Annotated in this window: 16 protein-coding genes; 3 read left to right on the plus strand and 13 right to left on the minus strand. The window is 70.5% G+C overall.

Features of this window, described 5'->3' with window-relative positions:
* The first annotated feature begins 88 nt into the window (after positions 1 to 88).
* Positions 89 to 547 carry a hypothetical protein gene (locus DEI84_RS08420; protein ID WP_110890386.1) on the plus strand — a complete coding sequence of 153 codons (459 nt, stop codon included), beginning with the start codon at positions 89 to 91 and terminating at the stop codon, positions 545 to 547.
* 125 nt (positions 548 to 672) lie between these two features.
* On the opposite strand, the gene DEI84_RS08425 is transcribed toward DEI84_RS08420, so the two are convergent.
* The 5 genes from DEI84_RS08425 to DEI84_RS08445 form a co-directional block, all read right to left on the minus strand.
* The gene (locus DEI84_RS08425; protein WP_110890387.1) at positions 673 to 1,047 is read right to left on the minus strand and encodes a VOC family protein; all 375 of its coding nucleotides are present in this window, start codon (positions 1,045 to 1,047) and stop codon (positions 673 to 675) included.
* Positions 1,048 to 1,145: 98 nt separating this feature from the next.
* Positions 1,146 to 1,841, minus strand: a complete 696-nt coding sequence (locus tag DEI84_RS08430; RefSeq protein ID WP_110890388.1) for a YafY family protein — start codon at positions 1,839 to 1,841, stop codon at positions 1,146 to 1,148.
* A gap of 108 nt (positions 1,842 to 1,949) precedes the next feature.
* A complete protein-coding gene (locus tag DEI84_RS08435; RefSeq protein ID WP_110890389.1) occupies positions 1,950 to 2,786 on the minus strand; it encodes an SDR family NAD(P)-dependent oxidoreductase in 837 nt (278 codons plus the stop codon).
* Between the two features lie 72 nt (positions 2,787 to 2,858).
* Positions 2,859 to 3,440 (minus strand): TetR/AcrR family transcriptional regulator, encoded by a 582-nt coding sequence (locus DEI84_RS08440; protein WP_181420390.1) that lies wholly within the window; start codon positions 3,438 to 3,440, stop codon positions 2,859 to 2,861.
* A 111-nt stretch (positions 3,441 to 3,551) separates the two neighbouring features.
* A complete protein-coding gene (locus tag DEI84_RS08445; RefSeq protein ID WP_110890391.1) occupies positions 3,552 to 4,370 on the minus strand; it encodes an SDR family oxidoreductase in 819 nt (272 codons plus the stop codon).
* Positions 4,371 to 4,468: 98 nt separating this feature from the next.
* Between DEI84_RS08445 and DEI84_RS08450 the strand changes: the two genes are divergently transcribed.
* Positions 4,469 to 5,080, plus strand: a complete 612-nt coding sequence (locus DEI84_RS08450; protein ID WP_110890392.1) for a TetR family transcriptional regulator — start codon at positions 4,469 to 4,471, stop codon at positions 5,078 to 5,080.
* 25 nt (positions 5,081 to 5,105) lie between these two features.
* On the opposite strand, the gene DEI84_RS08455 is transcribed toward DEI84_RS08450, so the two are convergent.
* From DEI84_RS08455 to DEI84_RS08480, 6 genes are all read right to left on the minus strand, one after another.
* Positions 5,106 to 5,891 (minus strand): ABC transporter ATP-binding protein, encoded by a 786-nt coding sequence (locus DEI84_RS08455; RefSeq protein ID WP_110823567.1) that lies wholly within the window; start codon positions 5,889 to 5,891, stop codon positions 5,106 to 5,108.
* Positions 5,888 to 6,700 (minus strand): ABC transporter ATP-binding protein, encoded by an 813-nt coding sequence (locus tag DEI84_RS08460; protein ID WP_110890393.1) that lies wholly within the window; start codon positions 6,698 to 6,700, stop codon positions 5,888 to 5,890. Before DEI84_RS08460 ends, DEI84_RS08455 begins: the two co-directional genes overlap by 4 nt.
* The gene (locus tag DEI84_RS08465; protein ID WP_110890394.1) at positions 6,697 to 7,632 is read right to left on the minus strand and encodes an ABC transporter permease; all 936 of its coding nucleotides are present in this window, start codon (positions 7,630 to 7,632) and stop codon (positions 6,697 to 6,699) included. The genes DEI84_RS08460 and DEI84_RS08465 overlap by 4 nt, the downstream gene beginning before the upstream one ends.
* Complete coding sequence (locus tag DEI84_RS08470) at positions 7,629 to 8,591, minus strand: ABC transporter permease (protein WP_110890395.1); 963 nt, start codon at positions 8,589 to 8,591, stop codon at positions 7,629 to 7,631. The genes DEI84_RS08465 and DEI84_RS08470 overlap by 4 nt, the downstream gene beginning before the upstream one ends.
* 43 nt (positions 8,592 to 8,634) lie before the next feature.
* Positions 8,635 to 10,137 carry an ABC transporter substrate-binding protein gene (locus DEI84_RS08475; protein WP_258371736.1) on the minus strand — a complete coding sequence of 501 codons (1,503 nt, stop codon included), beginning with the start codon at positions 10,135 to 10,137 and terminating at the stop codon, positions 8,635 to 8,637.
* A 70-nt stretch (positions 10,138 to 10,207) separates the two neighbouring features.
* Entirely contained in the window at positions 10,208 to 10,948 is a 741-nt protein-coding gene (locus DEI84_RS08480; protein WP_110890396.1) for a DUF1684 domain-containing protein, read from the minus strand.
* Positions 10,949 to 11,118: 170 nt separating this feature from the next.
* On the opposite strand from DEI84_RS08480, the gene DEI84_RS08485 reads away from it, so the two are divergent.
* Positions 11,119 to 12,246 carry a GntR family transcriptional regulator gene (locus tag DEI84_RS08485; protein ID WP_110890397.1) on the plus strand — a complete coding sequence of 376 codons (1,128 nt, stop codon included), beginning with the start codon at positions 11,119 to 11,121 and terminating at the stop codon, positions 12,244 to 12,246.
* Here DEI84_RS08485 and DEI84_RS08490 read toward each other — a convergent pair.
* Together DEI84_RS08490 and DEI84_RS08495 are read right to left on the minus strand one after the other, a co-directional pair.
* On the minus strand, positions 12,200 to 13,255 hold the full coding sequence (locus tag DEI84_RS08490; RefSeq protein ID WP_110890398.1) for a glycoside hydrolase family 76 protein: 1,056 nt from the start codon (positions 13,253 to 13,255) through the stop codon (positions 12,200 to 12,202). The genes DEI84_RS08485 and DEI84_RS08490 overlap by 47 nt on opposite strands.
* Positions 13,252 to 14,508 (minus strand): ABC transporter substrate-binding protein, encoded by a 1,257-nt coding sequence (locus DEI84_RS08495; protein ID WP_110890399.1) that lies wholly within the window; start codon positions 14,506 to 14,508, stop codon positions 13,252 to 13,254. The genes DEI84_RS08490 and DEI84_RS08495 overlap by 4 nt, the downstream gene beginning before the upstream one ends.
* Positions 14,509 to 14,512: the final 4 nt, after the last annotated feature.

A 14,512-nucleotide genomic window follows, 5' to 3' on the forward strand; every position in this document is an offset into this window, starting at 1 on the left:
CCAGACCGCTCGCGGCACTGCCCGTCCCCTGCGCGGTCAGCGGCGCCGAACCCGACCGGCAGGATGGACCCCACGACCAGAGGAAGGCATGACCATGACGCGCCATCGTGACGACCACACCGGCGGCAGGACGACGGCGACGGGCCGGGCTCCGCGGCGCGCCGTGGTGCGCTTCGTCGTCGCGTTCGGAGTGGTCGTCGTCATCATCGTGGCCGGCCTGATCGCCCCGGCCGCACTCCGGTCGTACGATCTCGACCACCGCATCACGATCCACTGCGACGTCACCGCCGCCGAGGGCATCACGCGCGGGCACTCCAACCGCGGCATCGGCAGTCCGGATCCACGGGTCGTCATCACCACGGAGGACTGCGGCAAGCTCGTCCTCTGGAAGGGTGTCACGCAGGACAACGACCAGTCGATCGCGGCTCGGATCGACGCTCCTGGCCGGTACGACATCGAAGTCGGGGCGGGGACCTGGCACTTCCGCGGGGTGCTCCGCGCCATCGGGCGCAGTCCGTCCGCGTTCGGGTTCGAACCGGCGTCGTGAGCTGAACCGGTCCGCCGGGTCTGGAGGCGCGGTGCGGGCCTGCTCCGCGCCTCCCGACCGCAGGTGGCGGCTGGGCGCCGGGGCGACGCCGTCAGCTGCCGTCGGTCGCCAGCGCGGCGGGCAGCCTAGTCGGTGGTCGGCCTGCTGAACAGGTTGACGACGTTGCCGTCGGGATCACGGACCAGTGCGGAGCGGTTGCCCCAGGGCATCGTGGTCGGTTCGAGGACGACGTCCTCGCTCGTGAGCCCGAGCCCGGCGAAAGCGCCGTCGACGTCAGCGACTTCGAACTCAATGAACACCGATCGGTTCGTCGCAGGAGTGAGAGCGCCACCGAGCACGGCGACGGTCACGGTGCTCGCGATCGCGAGGCTCGCGCCGGGGCCGCTGAACTGCGCGAAGACCGGGGCGGGGCGCTCGGCCTGCTGGCCGGTGACCCGCTCGTAGAACGCGACGAGACCGTCGAGGTCGTCGGTGACGATGCGGATGGATGCGAACGACATGGGGCTCCTTCAAAGGCGCTGATGAGGTTGGAGCATCAGCATCACGGGTCGTCGCGACACCGTCCTGTCGGTGTTCCGCGGAAGACGTCGGCTGCCGATCAGTCGTCGACGACCGAGCGGAGTCGTCCGTACTGGATCGCGAGGTCCTCAGCGCGGAGCGCCCGCATCGGGGGCCGCTCGTCGGTGACCCGGACCGAGAGCATGCGGTCTCCACGGAACGCCCGCACGCCGTCGCGCAGCCGGCACCAGGCGATCAGGTACCACTGCCCGTCCTTCCCGATCGACCCCAACGGTTCGACGTCACGCACGGACTCCGCACCGCCGGCGTCCTGGTACCGCAGCTGCACCACACGGTCCGCACGGAGCGCCTCGGCGAACTCGATCGGCACGACCGCGTCGTCCTCGCTCTCCAGGAAGTGCACCCGGGATGCGAAGGCGCTGGCACGTGCGGCGTCCCGGTCCGGCATGACCGCGAGCATCTTCCGGGCGGCGGTCTGTGCGGCCTGCCGGAACGGGCTGTGGCGGAGCGAGCCGAGCCCGATCAGCACCGCGAGGGCTTCGTCCAGCGTGAACCCCGCCGGGCCGAGCGTTGCTGACGCGTCGATGACGTACCCACCGGTCCGGCCGGGCTCCGCCCAGATCGGCAGGCCCGACTGCTGCAACGCAGCGAGGTCCCGCTCGATCGTCCGCACGGACACCTCGAAGCGTTCTGCGAGACGACGCGCGCTCCGCGGACGCGGCGACACAGCTCGCAGTTCCTCCACGAGGCCGTAGAGACGATCGGTCCGGTTCACCGACCCATCATCCGACACGTCGGATCGCGGCGCCGGGAGCCGGGTCCGGAGGGGGCTCGTCCGCGAATCGGGGTGCGGGGCGCGCTCGAACGAGCGCGCCCCGCACACTCAGCGCTGGTTGTACTCCGCGGCGGCGGCCACGACATCGGTGGCGAACGAACCCTGCGTGACTGCGGTCGCGCCGCCGTCGACGGGGATCACGGTTCCTGTCACGTAGTCGGACAAGTCGCTCGCGAGGAACGTGGCGACCTTCGCGATGTCGTCAGCGGTACCGGTGCGCTGGAGCGGCTGCGTCGATCCGAGCCGATCCGCCAGGAAGTCAGCGAACGGCACCGCCTCGGCAGCCGGCACGCCGAAGGTGCGCGCCATGATCGGGGTCATGATGATCCCCGGCGCGATCGCGTTCGACCGGATCCCGAGCGGTGCGAGCTCGGCCACGGCCTGTCGGACGATCCCGACGATCGCGTGCTTGGCGATCGTGTAGCCGGCCGCGGACCAACCACCCTGCAGCCCGGCGGCGGAGGCAGTGGAGATGATCGACCCACCGGTGCCCTGCGCCTGGAACTGCCGAGCGGCGTACTTGTGTCCCAGCAGCACCGAACGGGTCAGGAGGGCGATGGTCTTGTCGAAACCGACGGAGCCGATCTCGAGGATCGCGGACGGGTCGCCCTGCGCACCGGCGTTGTTGTGGATCACGTCGAGCTTGCCGAACCGATCGACCGTGGTCGCGACGAGCGCCTCGATCGCGGCTTCGTCCGTGACGTCGGTGTGCACGTACATCGCTTCCGCGCCGAGGCGGTCGGTGATCGATGCGCCGAGGTCGTCCTGGATGTCCGCGATGGCGACCTTCGCCCCCTCCGCGATGAAACGCTCCGCCGTCGCGAGACCGATGCCGCTGGTGCCGCCGGTGACGATGGCGACCTTGCCTTCGAGCAGTCCTGTCATGGTGTTCCTCGTTGTCCCGGCCCACGGGTTCTGCGCGCCTCCGGACGGGCCGAGCACCGGAGGCGTCATCCGTCATCGTCGGCGGATGGGCCCCGACGCGAATGCGTCGATGGTCTGTGCGTACATCTCTTCCGGATCCGCTCCAGAGGTGACCATGGCCTCCAGGGCGATCCGGGTGGCGCTCGCGACCGCGGCGGCAGCGGCTCGGGCGACAGGCGTGCGCGGCTCGAGCCCGAGACGGGGGGCGAGCACGGGGGCGAGCGATCGCTCGCCGTCGTGCACCTTGCGGAGGAAGACCGACCACATCTCCGCGTCGGCGAACACCAGCGGGAAGAGTGCCGTCGTCCGGGCAGCGATGCGGCCGCCGAGCGCCGCCCGGAAGGCAGCGAGCAGTGTCTCGCGTACCGGCTGGTCTTCCGGCGCTGCGTGGATGGTGACGTCGAAGCGTCGCGTCGTCCAGTCGAACAGCGGACTGACCGATTCGGCCTTCGTCGCGAAGTAGCGGTGGAACGTCCTCGGGGACAGGTCGACCGCGGCGGTGATCTCCGCGATCGGCAGACCGGTCGTGCCCCGTGCGATGAACAGCTCCGCGCATCGCTCGGAAGCACGGAGTCTCGACGCGTCGAGTGCGCTGAGCCGGTCGTCGTCGTCCACGTGAGCGACGCTACTCCGTTGTGGCAGAAACTGCCAGTAGCTGCCTGATCGTGGCTCCCGGGCGACGACGGGAGGGGCATGCCGGATGTCGACCCGCCCCTCCTGGTCGCGTTACTTGCCTTCGGCTTCGCGGGAGACGGGTGCCCACTCGGCCCACTCGGCGAGGCGCTGCTGGTAGATGTGCGGCGCGATCTGGGTGGGCTGCTCGCCGAAGAACACCCGCAGCGGCGCCTTCTCGGCGTCGACGACCTTGAGGATTGCGGACCCGAACCCCACCGGCTCGGGGCTCTTCGCGCTCGCCATCTGCTTCGACATGCCGTCGTGCAGCGGAGCGTACTGCGGCTGTGCGTCAGCGAACACGGCCGAGGCGCCGGCCCAGTCCGTGGCGAACCCTCCGGGCTCGACGAGGGTGACCTTGATGCCGAACCCGGCGACTTCCTGGGACAAGGACTCGGTCATGCCTTCGAGGGCCCACTTCGATGCGTGGTAGCCACCCAGGGATGGGAACGCGGCGACACCACCGATGGTCGAGATCTGGATGACGTGACCGGACCCCTGCTCGCGGAGGATCGGCAGGACGGCCTGGGTGACGTGGAAGACGCCGAACAGGTTCGTCTCGAGCTGGTCGCGGAGCTGCTGCTCGGTGATCTCCTCGACGGTGCCGAACAGGCCGTAGCCGGCGTTGTTGATGACGACGTCGAGCTGACCGAACGTCTCGTGTGCCTTCCTGACGGCGGCGAACGCCTGGTCGCGGTTCGTGACGTCCAGCTGGATGGGCAGGATCGCGTCGCCGTACTGGTCGACGAGGTCCTGCAGGGTGTCGGTGTTGCGTGCGGTTGCTGCGACCTCGTCGCCTCGCTGCAGAGCGGCGAGGGCGAACTCCCGCCCGAAGCCCTTCGACGAACCGGTGATGAACCAGACCTTGCTCATGATGTTCCTCCTGATGTACGCCTTCGTGACGCGAGGGAAACTGTACGCCGTTCGTGACACTTGGTGTCAAGTTCGCACCCAGGGCGTATGCTGGGAGGATGAGCCACGGCGAACCGGTACCGATCCGCGAGCGCACCAGGCGCCTCGCACAGACGGAGTTGACATCGGTCGCGCAGGACCTGTTCCTCGAGCACGGGTACGAGGCGACGACCGTCGAACAGATCGCCGCGGCCGCAGGCATGTCGAAGCGGACGTTCTTCCGGTACTTCCCGTCGAAGGACGATCTCGTGATCGGGAAGTACGACCTCTTCGGCGACCGCATGGCCGATGCACTGGACGCGCGACCGGCTGACGAGCCGGTGTGGGAGTCGATGCGTCGGGTGTTCGACATCACGCTCGACTACGTCCGCGACGACCAGCAGCGCGCTCGGAACGAAGCGATGGACCGGATCGTGCAGAGCACGCCACAGCTGACGGCGCGGTACCTCGAGAAGCTCCAGCGCGTGCAGGTCCTGCTGATCGGGCGGGTGGCCGGACGTCTCGGACTGCCTCCGTCCGACCCGCGTCCAGCCGCGATCGTCGGGGCGGCGTTCGCCTGCTTGCAGGCTGCACGAGCGTCCTGGCTCGGTTCCGACCAGTCGGCACCCTTCGACGGGTACCTCGATCGCGTCATGGGCACCGTGACGGTCGCGGAGACCCCGGCCGACTGACCGGCCGTCCGCGGTACCCAGGACCTCAGCGCGGCAGCCGCGGCACCGCGTCGAGCAGCGCCCGCGTGTAGTCCGACCGCGGCGACGCCAGGACCGCACCGGTGTCGCCCTGCTCCTCGACCCGACCGCCGCGGAGGACCACGGTCGCCGCGCAGAGGCGTGCGACCACCGCGAGGTCGTGCGAGACGAGCACGATCGTCATGCCGTGCTCCTCGGCGAGCCGCTCGAACAACTCGAGGACGGCGACCCGGGTCGTCAGGTCGAGCGCGCTCACCGGCTCGTCGGCCACCAGCACCCGGGGACCGGACACCACGGCGCGGGCGATCGCGATGCGCTGTCGCTGTCCGCCCGAGAACTCGTGTGGGTACCGACGACCGGCGTCGGCGCCGAGCCCGACGTCCCGCAGCGCGGCGGCGACACGGTCGGACGCCTCCGACCCGGACGCCACCCCGAGGGAGCGCAGCGGCTCCCCCACGATGCGGTCGATGCGTTGGCGGGGGTCGAGGGACGAGTACGGGTCCTGGAACACGGGCTGCACGGCGGTCCGGAACCGGCGGAGCGCGGCCCGGTCGCCGAGGTCGAGGGGCGCCCCGTCGAACGACACGGAGCCGCTGTCCGGCGCGGCGAGCCCGAGGAGCATCCGGAGCACGGTGGTCTTGCCCGCCCCGGACTCCCCCACGATGCCGAGGTGCTCGCCGGGCTGCACGGCGAACGAGACGCCGTCGAGCGCCAGGCCCGTGCCCCCCGTGCGGCGCGTGCCACGGCCGGGGTACCGGAACGTCACGTCCGACAGCTCGAGCAGCGCGGTCATCGCGGACCTCCGCGTCGGCCGTCGTCGAGCGCGTCCTGCAGCGTCCGGGCACTGCCGACGAGCCGCTGCGTGTACGGGTGGGTGGGTGCGGCGATGACGTCCCGGACGGGACCCTGTTCGACGGCACGACCGTGTTCGAGCACGAGCACCCGGTCCACGGTCCGTGCGACCACCGGCAGGTCGTGGCTGATGAACAGCAGCCCCATCCCCCGCTCGGTCACGGCGCGGTCGAGGAGGTCGAGCACCTGCGCCTGCACCGTGACGTCGAGCGCCGTGGTCGGCTCGTCCGCGATGAGGACCCGCGGCCGGCACGCGAGTGCCATCGCGATGGCGACGCGCTGCCGCTGACCGCCGGACAGCTCCCACGGGAACGACCCGGCGACGCGCTCCGGATCGGCGAGGGCGACGTCAGCGATCGCCTCGCGCACCGCGGCGCGCAGGGCCTCCCCGCGGAGTCCGCGGTGCCGCCGGAGCGGCTCGGCGATCTGGTCGCCGGCGCGCATGAGCGGGTCGAGGGCGGTCATCGGCTCCTGGAAGACGGGTGCGACGACCGAACCGCGGACGTCGCGCAGGCTGCGCTCGCGTGCGCCGATCACCTCGACGTCGCCGACGCGGACCGATCCGGTGGCGGTCAGCCCCGTCGGCAGCAACCCCATGACCGCGAGCGCGGTGAGCGACTTGCCGCTGCCGGACTCGCCGACGATGCCGAGGCGGTCGCCGACGTCCACGGAGAACGAGACGCCGTCGACGAGCGGGGTGCCGTCGGCGGTGGTGATGCGGAGGTCGGTGACCTCGATGGCGGACGTCATGCGGGCCTCCCGTCCGGGTCGTCGGTGGCGGACGCGACCGGTCCGATGGCGGTGCCGACGCCGTCACCGGCGACCGGCGCACCGGCCGGGAGGCCCGGGGCGGCACCGCGCGCCGCGCGCCGTCCGCGACGGGTCGGGTCCGCGACGTCACGGAGCCCGTCCGCCAGCAGGTTCGCACCGATGACGAGGACGACGAGCGCGAGGCCCGGCGCGAGGACGCCGGCGGGTGCCTCGAACGCGGTCTGCTGGGCGTCCTGGAGCATCCGCCCCCAGGACGCGTTCGGCGGCGGCGCACCGAGGCCCAGGTACGACAGGCTCGCCTCGGCGAGGACCGCGAGCCCGAACTGCAGCGCGAGGTTGACCGCGAGGGTCGGCCAGATGTTCGGGAGCACGTGCTGGGTGATGATCCGCGGCCAGGTCGTGCCGGAGGTCCGCGCCGCGGTGACGTAGTCCTGGCGGAGCACCCGTCGGGCCAGGATCCGGACGAGCCGGGCGACGACGGCGGCCATGACGAGGCCGATGGCGACGATCGCGGTCCCGAGCGACGCACCGCGTGCGGCGACGAGCAGCATCGCGACGAGCAGCGTCGGGAAGGCGATCACGATGTCGAGCACGGCGGAGAGCGTGTCGTCGAGCCAGGGCCGGGCGAAGGCCGCGGCCAGCCCGATGGCGGTGCCGAGCACCCCACCGACGAGGACGGCGCCGATGCCGGTCGCGAGTGCGATGCGGGCGCCGATGAGCAGCTGCGTCGCGAGGTCGCGGCCGAGCGTGTCGGTGCCGAGCCAGTGCGCGGCACCCGGCGGCGTGAGTCGGCCGCCGGAGGTGTCGTAGAGCGAGTAGGGCAGCCAGACGAGCGAGACGACCGCGGCGACGACGACCACGCCGACGAGCACGATGCCCGTGGTCAGGGACACCGACCGGCGCGCGCTCATCGGTTCCCCGAGACGCTCGTGCGCAGACGCGGGTCGACGATGCGCTGCACCACGTCGGCGACGAAGCCGATGACGAGCACCGCGACGGTGGAGACGAGCAGGACGCCCTGGATGCTCGGGTAGTCGTGCTGCTCGATGCCGGTGATGAGCATGCTGCCGAGTCCGGGCAGGGCGAAGACGCTCTCGACGACGACCGCGCCGAGGAAGGTCGACGCGAGCTCGATGCCGAGCACCGCGATCACCGGGACGACCGCCGACCGGACGCCGTGCCGGAGGAACGCCGACGCCGTCGACGCCCCGAGCGCCCGGGCGGTGCGGATGTGGTCAGCGCCGAGGACGTCGAGCACCGCGCTCCGCACGTAGCGCGCGATCGAAGCCGTCATCACGACCGCGACGGTGATGATCGGCAGCGCGAGCGACTCCAGCGCGTCGCCCGGGTACGTCCAGTCATCCCGCGGGAAGCCGCTAGACGGGAGCAGACCCCACTGCAGCGACACCACCTGCACGAGCAGGATGCCGATCCAGAACACCGGGACGGCGATGCCGAGCTGCGTGACGCCGGAGAGCAGCACGCCGTACCAGCGGTCGGCTCGCGCAGCTGCGACGAACCCGACGACGCATGCCACGACGACGGCGATGCCGAACGCGATGAGGGTGAGCGGCACGGTGACGACCAAGCGCTGCGCGAGGTCGGGCAGCACCGGCAGGCCGCTCGTGAACGACGTGCCGAGGTCGAAGTGCAGCATCTGGCCGATCCACTGCACGAACTGCTGCGCCAGCGGGAGGTCGGAGCCGACCTCCCGCCGGGCGGCCGCGATCTGGTCGGGCGTCGCGTTCGCGGCGAGGAGCGCGTTGGCCGGGTCGCCGGGCAGGATCCGCAGGAGCGCGAACACCACCACCAGGGCGACCGCGAGCGAGAGCACGAGGATGCCGAGGCGGCGGAGGACGTACGCGGTCATTCGGGGGTGCGGATCCTGCCTGGTCGGTGCTGAACGGTCGGTGCTAGGAGACGGTGATGTCGGAGACGGGGAACTGCGAGTTCAGCCCGTTCTTCCAGTATCCCGTGACGTCCTTGTCCGACACGACGATCTGCGGGTACAGGTACAGCCACGCACTCGCCGCGTCCCGCACGATCTGCTCGTTCGCCTTCCGGAGCAGGTCCGTCTGCTGGTCCTCGGACGGAGCCTGCTCGGCGTCCGTGATGTCCTTCTGGACCTGCGCGTCGTCGTACCCGAAGTAGAAGTCCGGGTTGCCGTAGAAGACGACGTCGCGGTCGTTGACGTGCTCCTGCAGCGTCGCCTCGAAGTCGTGCTGCTGGTACACCTTCGTGTACCACTCGTCGGCGCTGATCGTGTTGATGTCGACGGTCACGCCGACCTTCTTCAGCGCGCTCTGCAGGTACTGCGCGACGGCCGGGTGCGGGTCGTACGACGGGGTGTCGAGCGTGAAGGAGAACCCGTCGGCGTGGCCGGCCTCGGCGAGCAGGTCCTTCGCCTTGGCGGGGTCGTACGCGTTGACGCTCGTCAGGTCCTCGTACCAGGGGTCGGTCGGCGGGACCATCGAGCCGTTGACGGTGCCGTAGTCGCCCCAGATCGCCTTCAGCAGGGCCTTCCGGTCGATGGCCGCCGAGATCGCCTGGCGGAGCTTCACGTCGGTGAAGGGGCCCTCCGCGTCGTTGAACGCCAGGAGTTCCTTGGTCGTGGAGTCGCCCTCGCTGACCGTGTACTTCGACTCGTCCGCGGTGAACCGGGACAGGGCGTCGGGTGACTGGATGCTCGTGATGACGTCGACCTGACCGCTGGCGAGCGCGTTCGACAGCGTGGAGGCGCTGGTGAAGTAGTCGAACTCGACCCCGCCGTTCGCGGGCTTCTCACCCCAGTAGTCGGCGAAGGGCTCGAGCGTCATCGACGAGCCGCGCTTCCAGGTGTCGAGCGTGTACGGCCCGGTGCCGTCCTCCTCGGTCTTGAGCTTCGTCTCCCCCGCGGGGACGATCCAGACGTAGGACAGGTTGTAGACGAACGAGATCGACCGCTGCGACAGGTGCACCACGACGGTCTCGTCGTCGGGGGTCTCGATCGACTCCACGACGGCCAGGCTCGACTTGCGGGAGGACTGTGAGTCCTCGGCGGTGACGCGCTCGATGGAGCTCTTCACGTCGGCGCTGGTGAGCTCCGCGCCGCTGTGGAACTGGACGCCCGTCCGGAGCGTGAACGTGTAGGTGAGCCCGTCGGAGGACGTGTCGTACGACTTCGCGAGCAGCGGCGTCACCTTGCCGTCGTCCCCGAGGCGGAACAGCCCCTCGTAGACGTTGTCCTGGAACGCCTCGTTGACGCCCTGGCCGCCGCCGTCGACGTTCGACAGGTTGGTCGGCTCGTACAGCGAGCCGATCGCCACGGTGGCGTTCCCGCCCGACGACGATCCGCCGCCCCCGGAGGACGAGCAGCCGGCGAGGGCGAGGCTGAGGGCGATGCCGGACGCGGCGAGCGCGACGATTCGGGTCTTCACGGGGCTCCTGGTGCTTCGGGGGGTGTGTGGAGGCAGGGTGTGGCTGTGCGACCGAGGGCCGCGGGACGCGTCAGGCGCGGTGCGCGACGTGGCGCTCGCCCGCGTGGACGGGCACGTGCAGACGGTTCTGGAAGGGCGGGAGCGGGCAGTTGTACTGGTCGCTGAACCCGCACGGCGGTACGAACGCCTGGTTGAAGTCGAGGACGACGTCCGACTCCGCGCCGGTCGAGGACCCCTCCGGTCGCTCGACGAACAGGAAGCGGCCGGTGCCGTACGTGCGCTCGGACTCGTCGGTGCTGCGGTTCGTCGGGTCGCCGAACACGAGCAGCAGGGTCCCGTCGTCGTCGAAGGCGCTGAGCGTGTACTCGCGGTCGCCAATCGTCGCCGTGATGTCCCCGGGGACGACGAGGTCGCGCGTGGCACCGGCGGCGTCGCGGAGGTGCTCGTACGGGATCGTCCGGCCGGGCTCGGCGGGCGTGAAGTGCGCGGTGATCCGCCACGACGGGTCGTACGGGAACACCGGGGTGTCGATGTAGGACCGGATCGCCGGGGACTCGGCGTCCCACAGGCGGTAGCCGTGCTGCGGCTCGCCGGTGTCCAGGTCGATCCGACGCACACGGGTCGCGGTGACCGTCGCCGGCTGGTCGGCGAGCGCCGCCTCGAGGTCGGGCTCCTGGCCGATCGGGAGCCACTCGGTGCGGATCAGCGCCAGGTCGCCCTGCGCGCCGGTGACCCGCTCGCGGCGGGCTGCGCGCCAGGCGTCCCAGGAGGCGGGGGCGTCGTGCGTCGTGTCGGGGTCGGTGATGCTCATCGGGGACGAGAATCGCAGAGTGGCGTTCGGTATTCCCATGCGGTCGTCACACGGGGCAACACTGCACGTCGTCACGTCGACGGAACGGGGAGGACGGGGACCACGCGTCCCAGTACCGCCCCGACCGCTCGGTGCTTAGAATATAAGGATTGGGACGACAAGGGAGCGGAATGCTGTACCAGTCGACGTTCGAGGACCTCCGGTCGCGCATCCGCTCCGGCGAGTTCGCGGTCGGACAGCGCCTACCGTCCGAGGCCGAGCTGCTCGCGCACTACGCCGTCAGTGCGATCACACTCCGTCGAGCGCTCGACATGCTCCGGCAGGAGGGGTACGTCGCGCGGCGGCCGCGGGTCGGCACGACCGTGGTCAGCGCCGACCCTGCCGCTCGGATCCGTCCCACGGACCAGGTCGACATCGGAGTGGTGATCACCAACTTCGACGACACCTTCGGGACCCGGGTGCTCGAGGGCATGCTGGACGAGGCCGGGACCGAGACGGACGTCGTCGTCAAGCGGACCCACGGAGACCACGACGCGGAGGACGCCGCCATCCGTGCACTCGCGACGCGGGTCCAGGGGCTGGTGGTGCTGCCGAGCAGCTCCGAGTTCATCCCACCGGGGGTGCTCGAACTGCTGCCGGCCGGGTTCCCGGTGGTGATCCTCGACCGTCGGTACGAGGGCATCCCGGTCTCCGACATCTCCACTGACAACATCGGTGCCGGCGCTGCGGCGACCGAGCACTTGTTCGGTCTCGGCCACCGTCGGGTCGCGCTCGTCACGTCGGACAGCCGCGTGACGTCGAACGACGACCGGAGGCGGGGCTGGGTCGGGGCACACGCTCGCAACGACAAGGCCCTCGACGACCGGCTGGCCTTCCACGACGTCGAGTCGACGCTGCCCGGCGCCACCGACCGCCCGGAGGACGACGTCGCGAGACTGGTGGCCTTCATCGAGGCGCATCCCGAGGCGACGGCGTTCGTGGCCGGGGAGTACAACATCGCCCTGCTCCTCCGTGACGCACTCGAGCAGCTGGGCAAGCACGTGCCGGACGACGTGTCGATCGTGTGCTTCGACCACCCGGACGCGACGTTCGACCGTCACTTGTTCCGGTTCACGCACATGGCCCAGGACCAGCCCGGAGTGGGCCGACAGGCGGTGGCGCAGGTGCTGCGACAGGCACGAGGCGAGAGTGGTTCCCGGAAGATCCTCGTGCCTGCGCAGCTGGTGGCGGGCGCCTCGACCGCGCCGCCGCCTACGGGTCGAGCCGGGCGCGCAACTCGGTCGCCATCGCGGCACTGAGCTGCGTCGAGTACGGCACCGTCCCGACGGGGAGCTCGGTCCAGTCGTTCGCGGCCGGCCGGTCGAGCTCCTCCGGGAACGCCCCCCAGAGCGCGTCGGTGCTGGCACGGACGAACGCCGTCAGGGCGACGCGGTCGGCGTCCCCGTCCGGCAGCCGCTCCAGGAGGAGCCCGAGGTACCGGTAGTAGACGCCCTTGAACAACCCTTCGTCACCACCGTCGCCCTCCTGACGGAAGACGACCCCGTCGGAGAGCTCCGTCACGGCCGTCCGGGCGGTCCGGACCGCGACGGCGAGCAGGTCGTCGTCCGGACGGCGGTCCGCCAGCTCGACGGCGGCGCCGAGGTAGAGGCCCTGGTTGTACGTGAACCGCCACTGTGTGTCCACCCGCCCGTCACCCTCGCGGTTGACGCCGTCCTCGACGAACCCGTCGGAGACGTCGACCAGGTGCTCCGTCAGCCAGTCGAACGCCGTGTCGGCGTACCGGACGAACCGGTCGTCCCCGGTGGTCCGGTGCAGTCGCGCGCCGAGGATGACGAGCGGACCGTTGGCCGGCGTGTTCTTGTACGCGAGCTGCTGCTTGCGCCAGGCCAGGCTCGTGCCTCCGGCGTCGTTCCAGCCGTGTTCGACCACGTGGTCGAACAGGGCGACTGCGTCGTCGAGGTACTGCCGTTCCCCTGTCGCGTCGTGGAGTCGCAGGGTCGCGAGCGCGAACCAGAGCATGTCGTCGAAGTAGTCGTTGAACAGCGACCCGCCGTTGCGCTCCACGATGTTCCGGTGCACGGAGCGCGCCTGCTCGAGCCGCGCCGGGTCGCCGGTGCGCTCGTACGCGTCGAGCCGCACGTCGATGAGGTGCGCCAGCCACCAGTAGTTGAACGTGCTGTCGTCGGCGTCCTCGACGGGCCAGGCGTTGTGCAGGAACTGCGGCCACGGCGCTCCGTAGAGCCGCTCGATGCTGTCCTGGATGCGGTCGGCGCGGTCGCCCCAGAGGCCGGTCAGGGTGTCGGTCACTTGCGGTTCTCCTGGAGGATGCGGTCGCCCTGCTTCGCTGCCTGCGCGAGCGCCTGCTCCGCGGTCAGCTGGCCGGACATGAACTTCTCGAGCGCCGGGGTGAGGGCCTTGCCCTCGACGTCGCTGTAGCCGGGGACGTCCGGCCGGACGGAGGCGTAGTCGAGCGTCTTCACGAAACCGGCGTACCGCGGGTCGTCGGTGAAGAAGGGGTCGTTCGCAGAGGAACGGTTCGCCGGGATCCACCCGGAGACCTTCGCGAAGTCGACGCCGTTCTCGGCCTTGGTCGCCCACCACTTCTCGAACGCCCAGGCGCCGTCGGCCTGCTGCGCCCCGGTCGGGATGACGAGGCCGAACCCGCCCATCACGGCGCCCTTCTCCCCGCTCGGCCCGGCGACCGGCTCGGTGACCCCCCACTTGAGTCCGTCGGCCTCGTCGAGGTTCGGGACGTCCCACGGTCCGTCGTACTTCATCGCTGCCTGGCCAGCCGCGAACACGTCGTTGCTGTCGCCGAAGCCGTTCGTGTACACACCGTCGTCCATCAGGCTCTTCCAGAAGTCGAGCACCTCGATCCCCTGGGGGCTGTCGAAGGCCGTCTTCGTGCCGTCCTTCGTCAGGAGCTGCCCGCCGGCCTGCTGGAGCCACATCGAGAACAGGCCCGGGTCGTTGAGCATGAAGCCGGACTGCTGCAGCTTGCCGCCCTTCCTCTCGGTCAGCTTCTGCGCGTCGCTCTTGAGTTCGTCCCAGGTCGTGGGCGGCTCCAGTCCGGCCTCCGCGAACAGGTCTTCGTTGTAGACGAGCGACCGGTTGTCGACCAGCAGCGGCAGGCCGTAGAGCTTGCCGTCGTGGCGCATCTCCGACAGCGCCTGCGGGTAGAACTCGTCCGTGTCCACGCTGTCGTCGGCGACCCGGTCGTCGATGGCCTGCAGCGCTCCCTTCGGCGCGTAGAGCGAGGTCTGGTAGCGGTCCCAGAGCACGAGGTCGGGGACCTTGCCGCCCGCGATCGCGGTGAGGAGTTTCTGCTCGACGAGTTCCTGCGGGACGTACTTGACCGTGTACTTGCTCTGCGCCTTGTTGAAGGCGCTGGTCATGGTGTCGATCTGGTCGACCTGGTCGCCCGACCAGGAGCCCCACATGGTGACCTCCTGTCGGCCGTCGGCGCCGGTGGCGCCGGACGACCCGGAGGAACAGCCCGTGAGGACGAGTGCGGCTGCGGCGAGCGCTGCGGCCGCGCTGAGGAGACGACGTGACGTCATTGTC

Origin of the sequence: Curtobacterium sp. MCBD17_023 (assembly GCF_003224415.1) — a bacterium.
Classification (GTDB): Bacteria; Actinomycetota; Actinomycetes; order Actinomycetales; family Microbacteriaceae; genus Curtobacterium.

Excerpts from the sequence above, each read along its gene's own strand:
- DEI84_RS08420 (WP_110890386.1), top strand. The coding sequence starts at position 89 with ATGACCATGACGCGCCATCGTGACGACCACACCGGCGGCAGGACGACG.
- DEI84_RS08425 (WP_110890387.1), bottom strand. The coding sequence starts at position 1,047 with ATGTCGTTCGCATCCATCCGCATCGTCACCGACGACCTCGACGGTCTC.
- DEI84_RS08435 (WP_110890389.1), bottom strand. The coding sequence starts at position 2,786 with ATGACAGGACTGCTCGAAGGCAAGGTCGCCATCGTCACCGGCGGCACC.
- DEI84_RS08445 (WP_110890391.1), bottom strand. The coding sequence starts at position 4,370 with ATGAGCAAGGTCTGGTTCATCACCGGTTCGTCGAAGGGCTTCGGGCGG.
- DEI84_RS08450 (WP_110890392.1), top strand. The coding sequence starts at position 4,469 with ATGAGCCACGGCGAACCGGTACCGATCCGCGAGCGCACCAGGCGCCTC.
- DEI84_RS08455 (WP_110823567.1), bottom strand. The coding sequence starts at position 5,891 with ATGACCGCGCTGCTCGAGCTGTCGGACGTGACGTTCCGGTACCCCGGC.
- DEI84_RS08460 (WP_110890393.1), bottom strand. The coding sequence starts at position 6,700 with ATGACGTCCGCCATCGAGGTCACCGACCTCCGCATCACCACCGCCGAC.
- DEI84_RS08465 (WP_110890394.1), bottom strand. The coding sequence starts at position 7,632 with ATGAGCGCGCGCCGGTCGGTGTCCCTGACCACGGGCATCGTGCTCGTC.
- DEI84_RS08470 (WP_110890395.1), bottom strand. The coding sequence starts at position 8,591 with ATGACCGCGTACGTCCTCCGCCGCCTCGGCATCCTCGTGCTCTCGCTC.
- DEI84_RS08480 (WP_110890396.1), bottom strand. The coding sequence starts at position 10,948 with ATGAGCATCACCGACCCCGACACGACGCACGACGCCCCCGCCTCCTGG.
- DEI84_RS08485 (WP_110890397.1), top strand. The coding sequence starts at position 11,119 with ATGCTGTACCAGTCGACGTTCGAGGACCTCCGGTCGCGCATCCGCTCC.
- DEI84_RS08495 (WP_110890399.1), bottom strand. The coding sequence starts at position 14,508 with ATGACGTCACGTCGTCTCCTCAGCGCGGCCGCAGCGCTCGCCGCAGCC.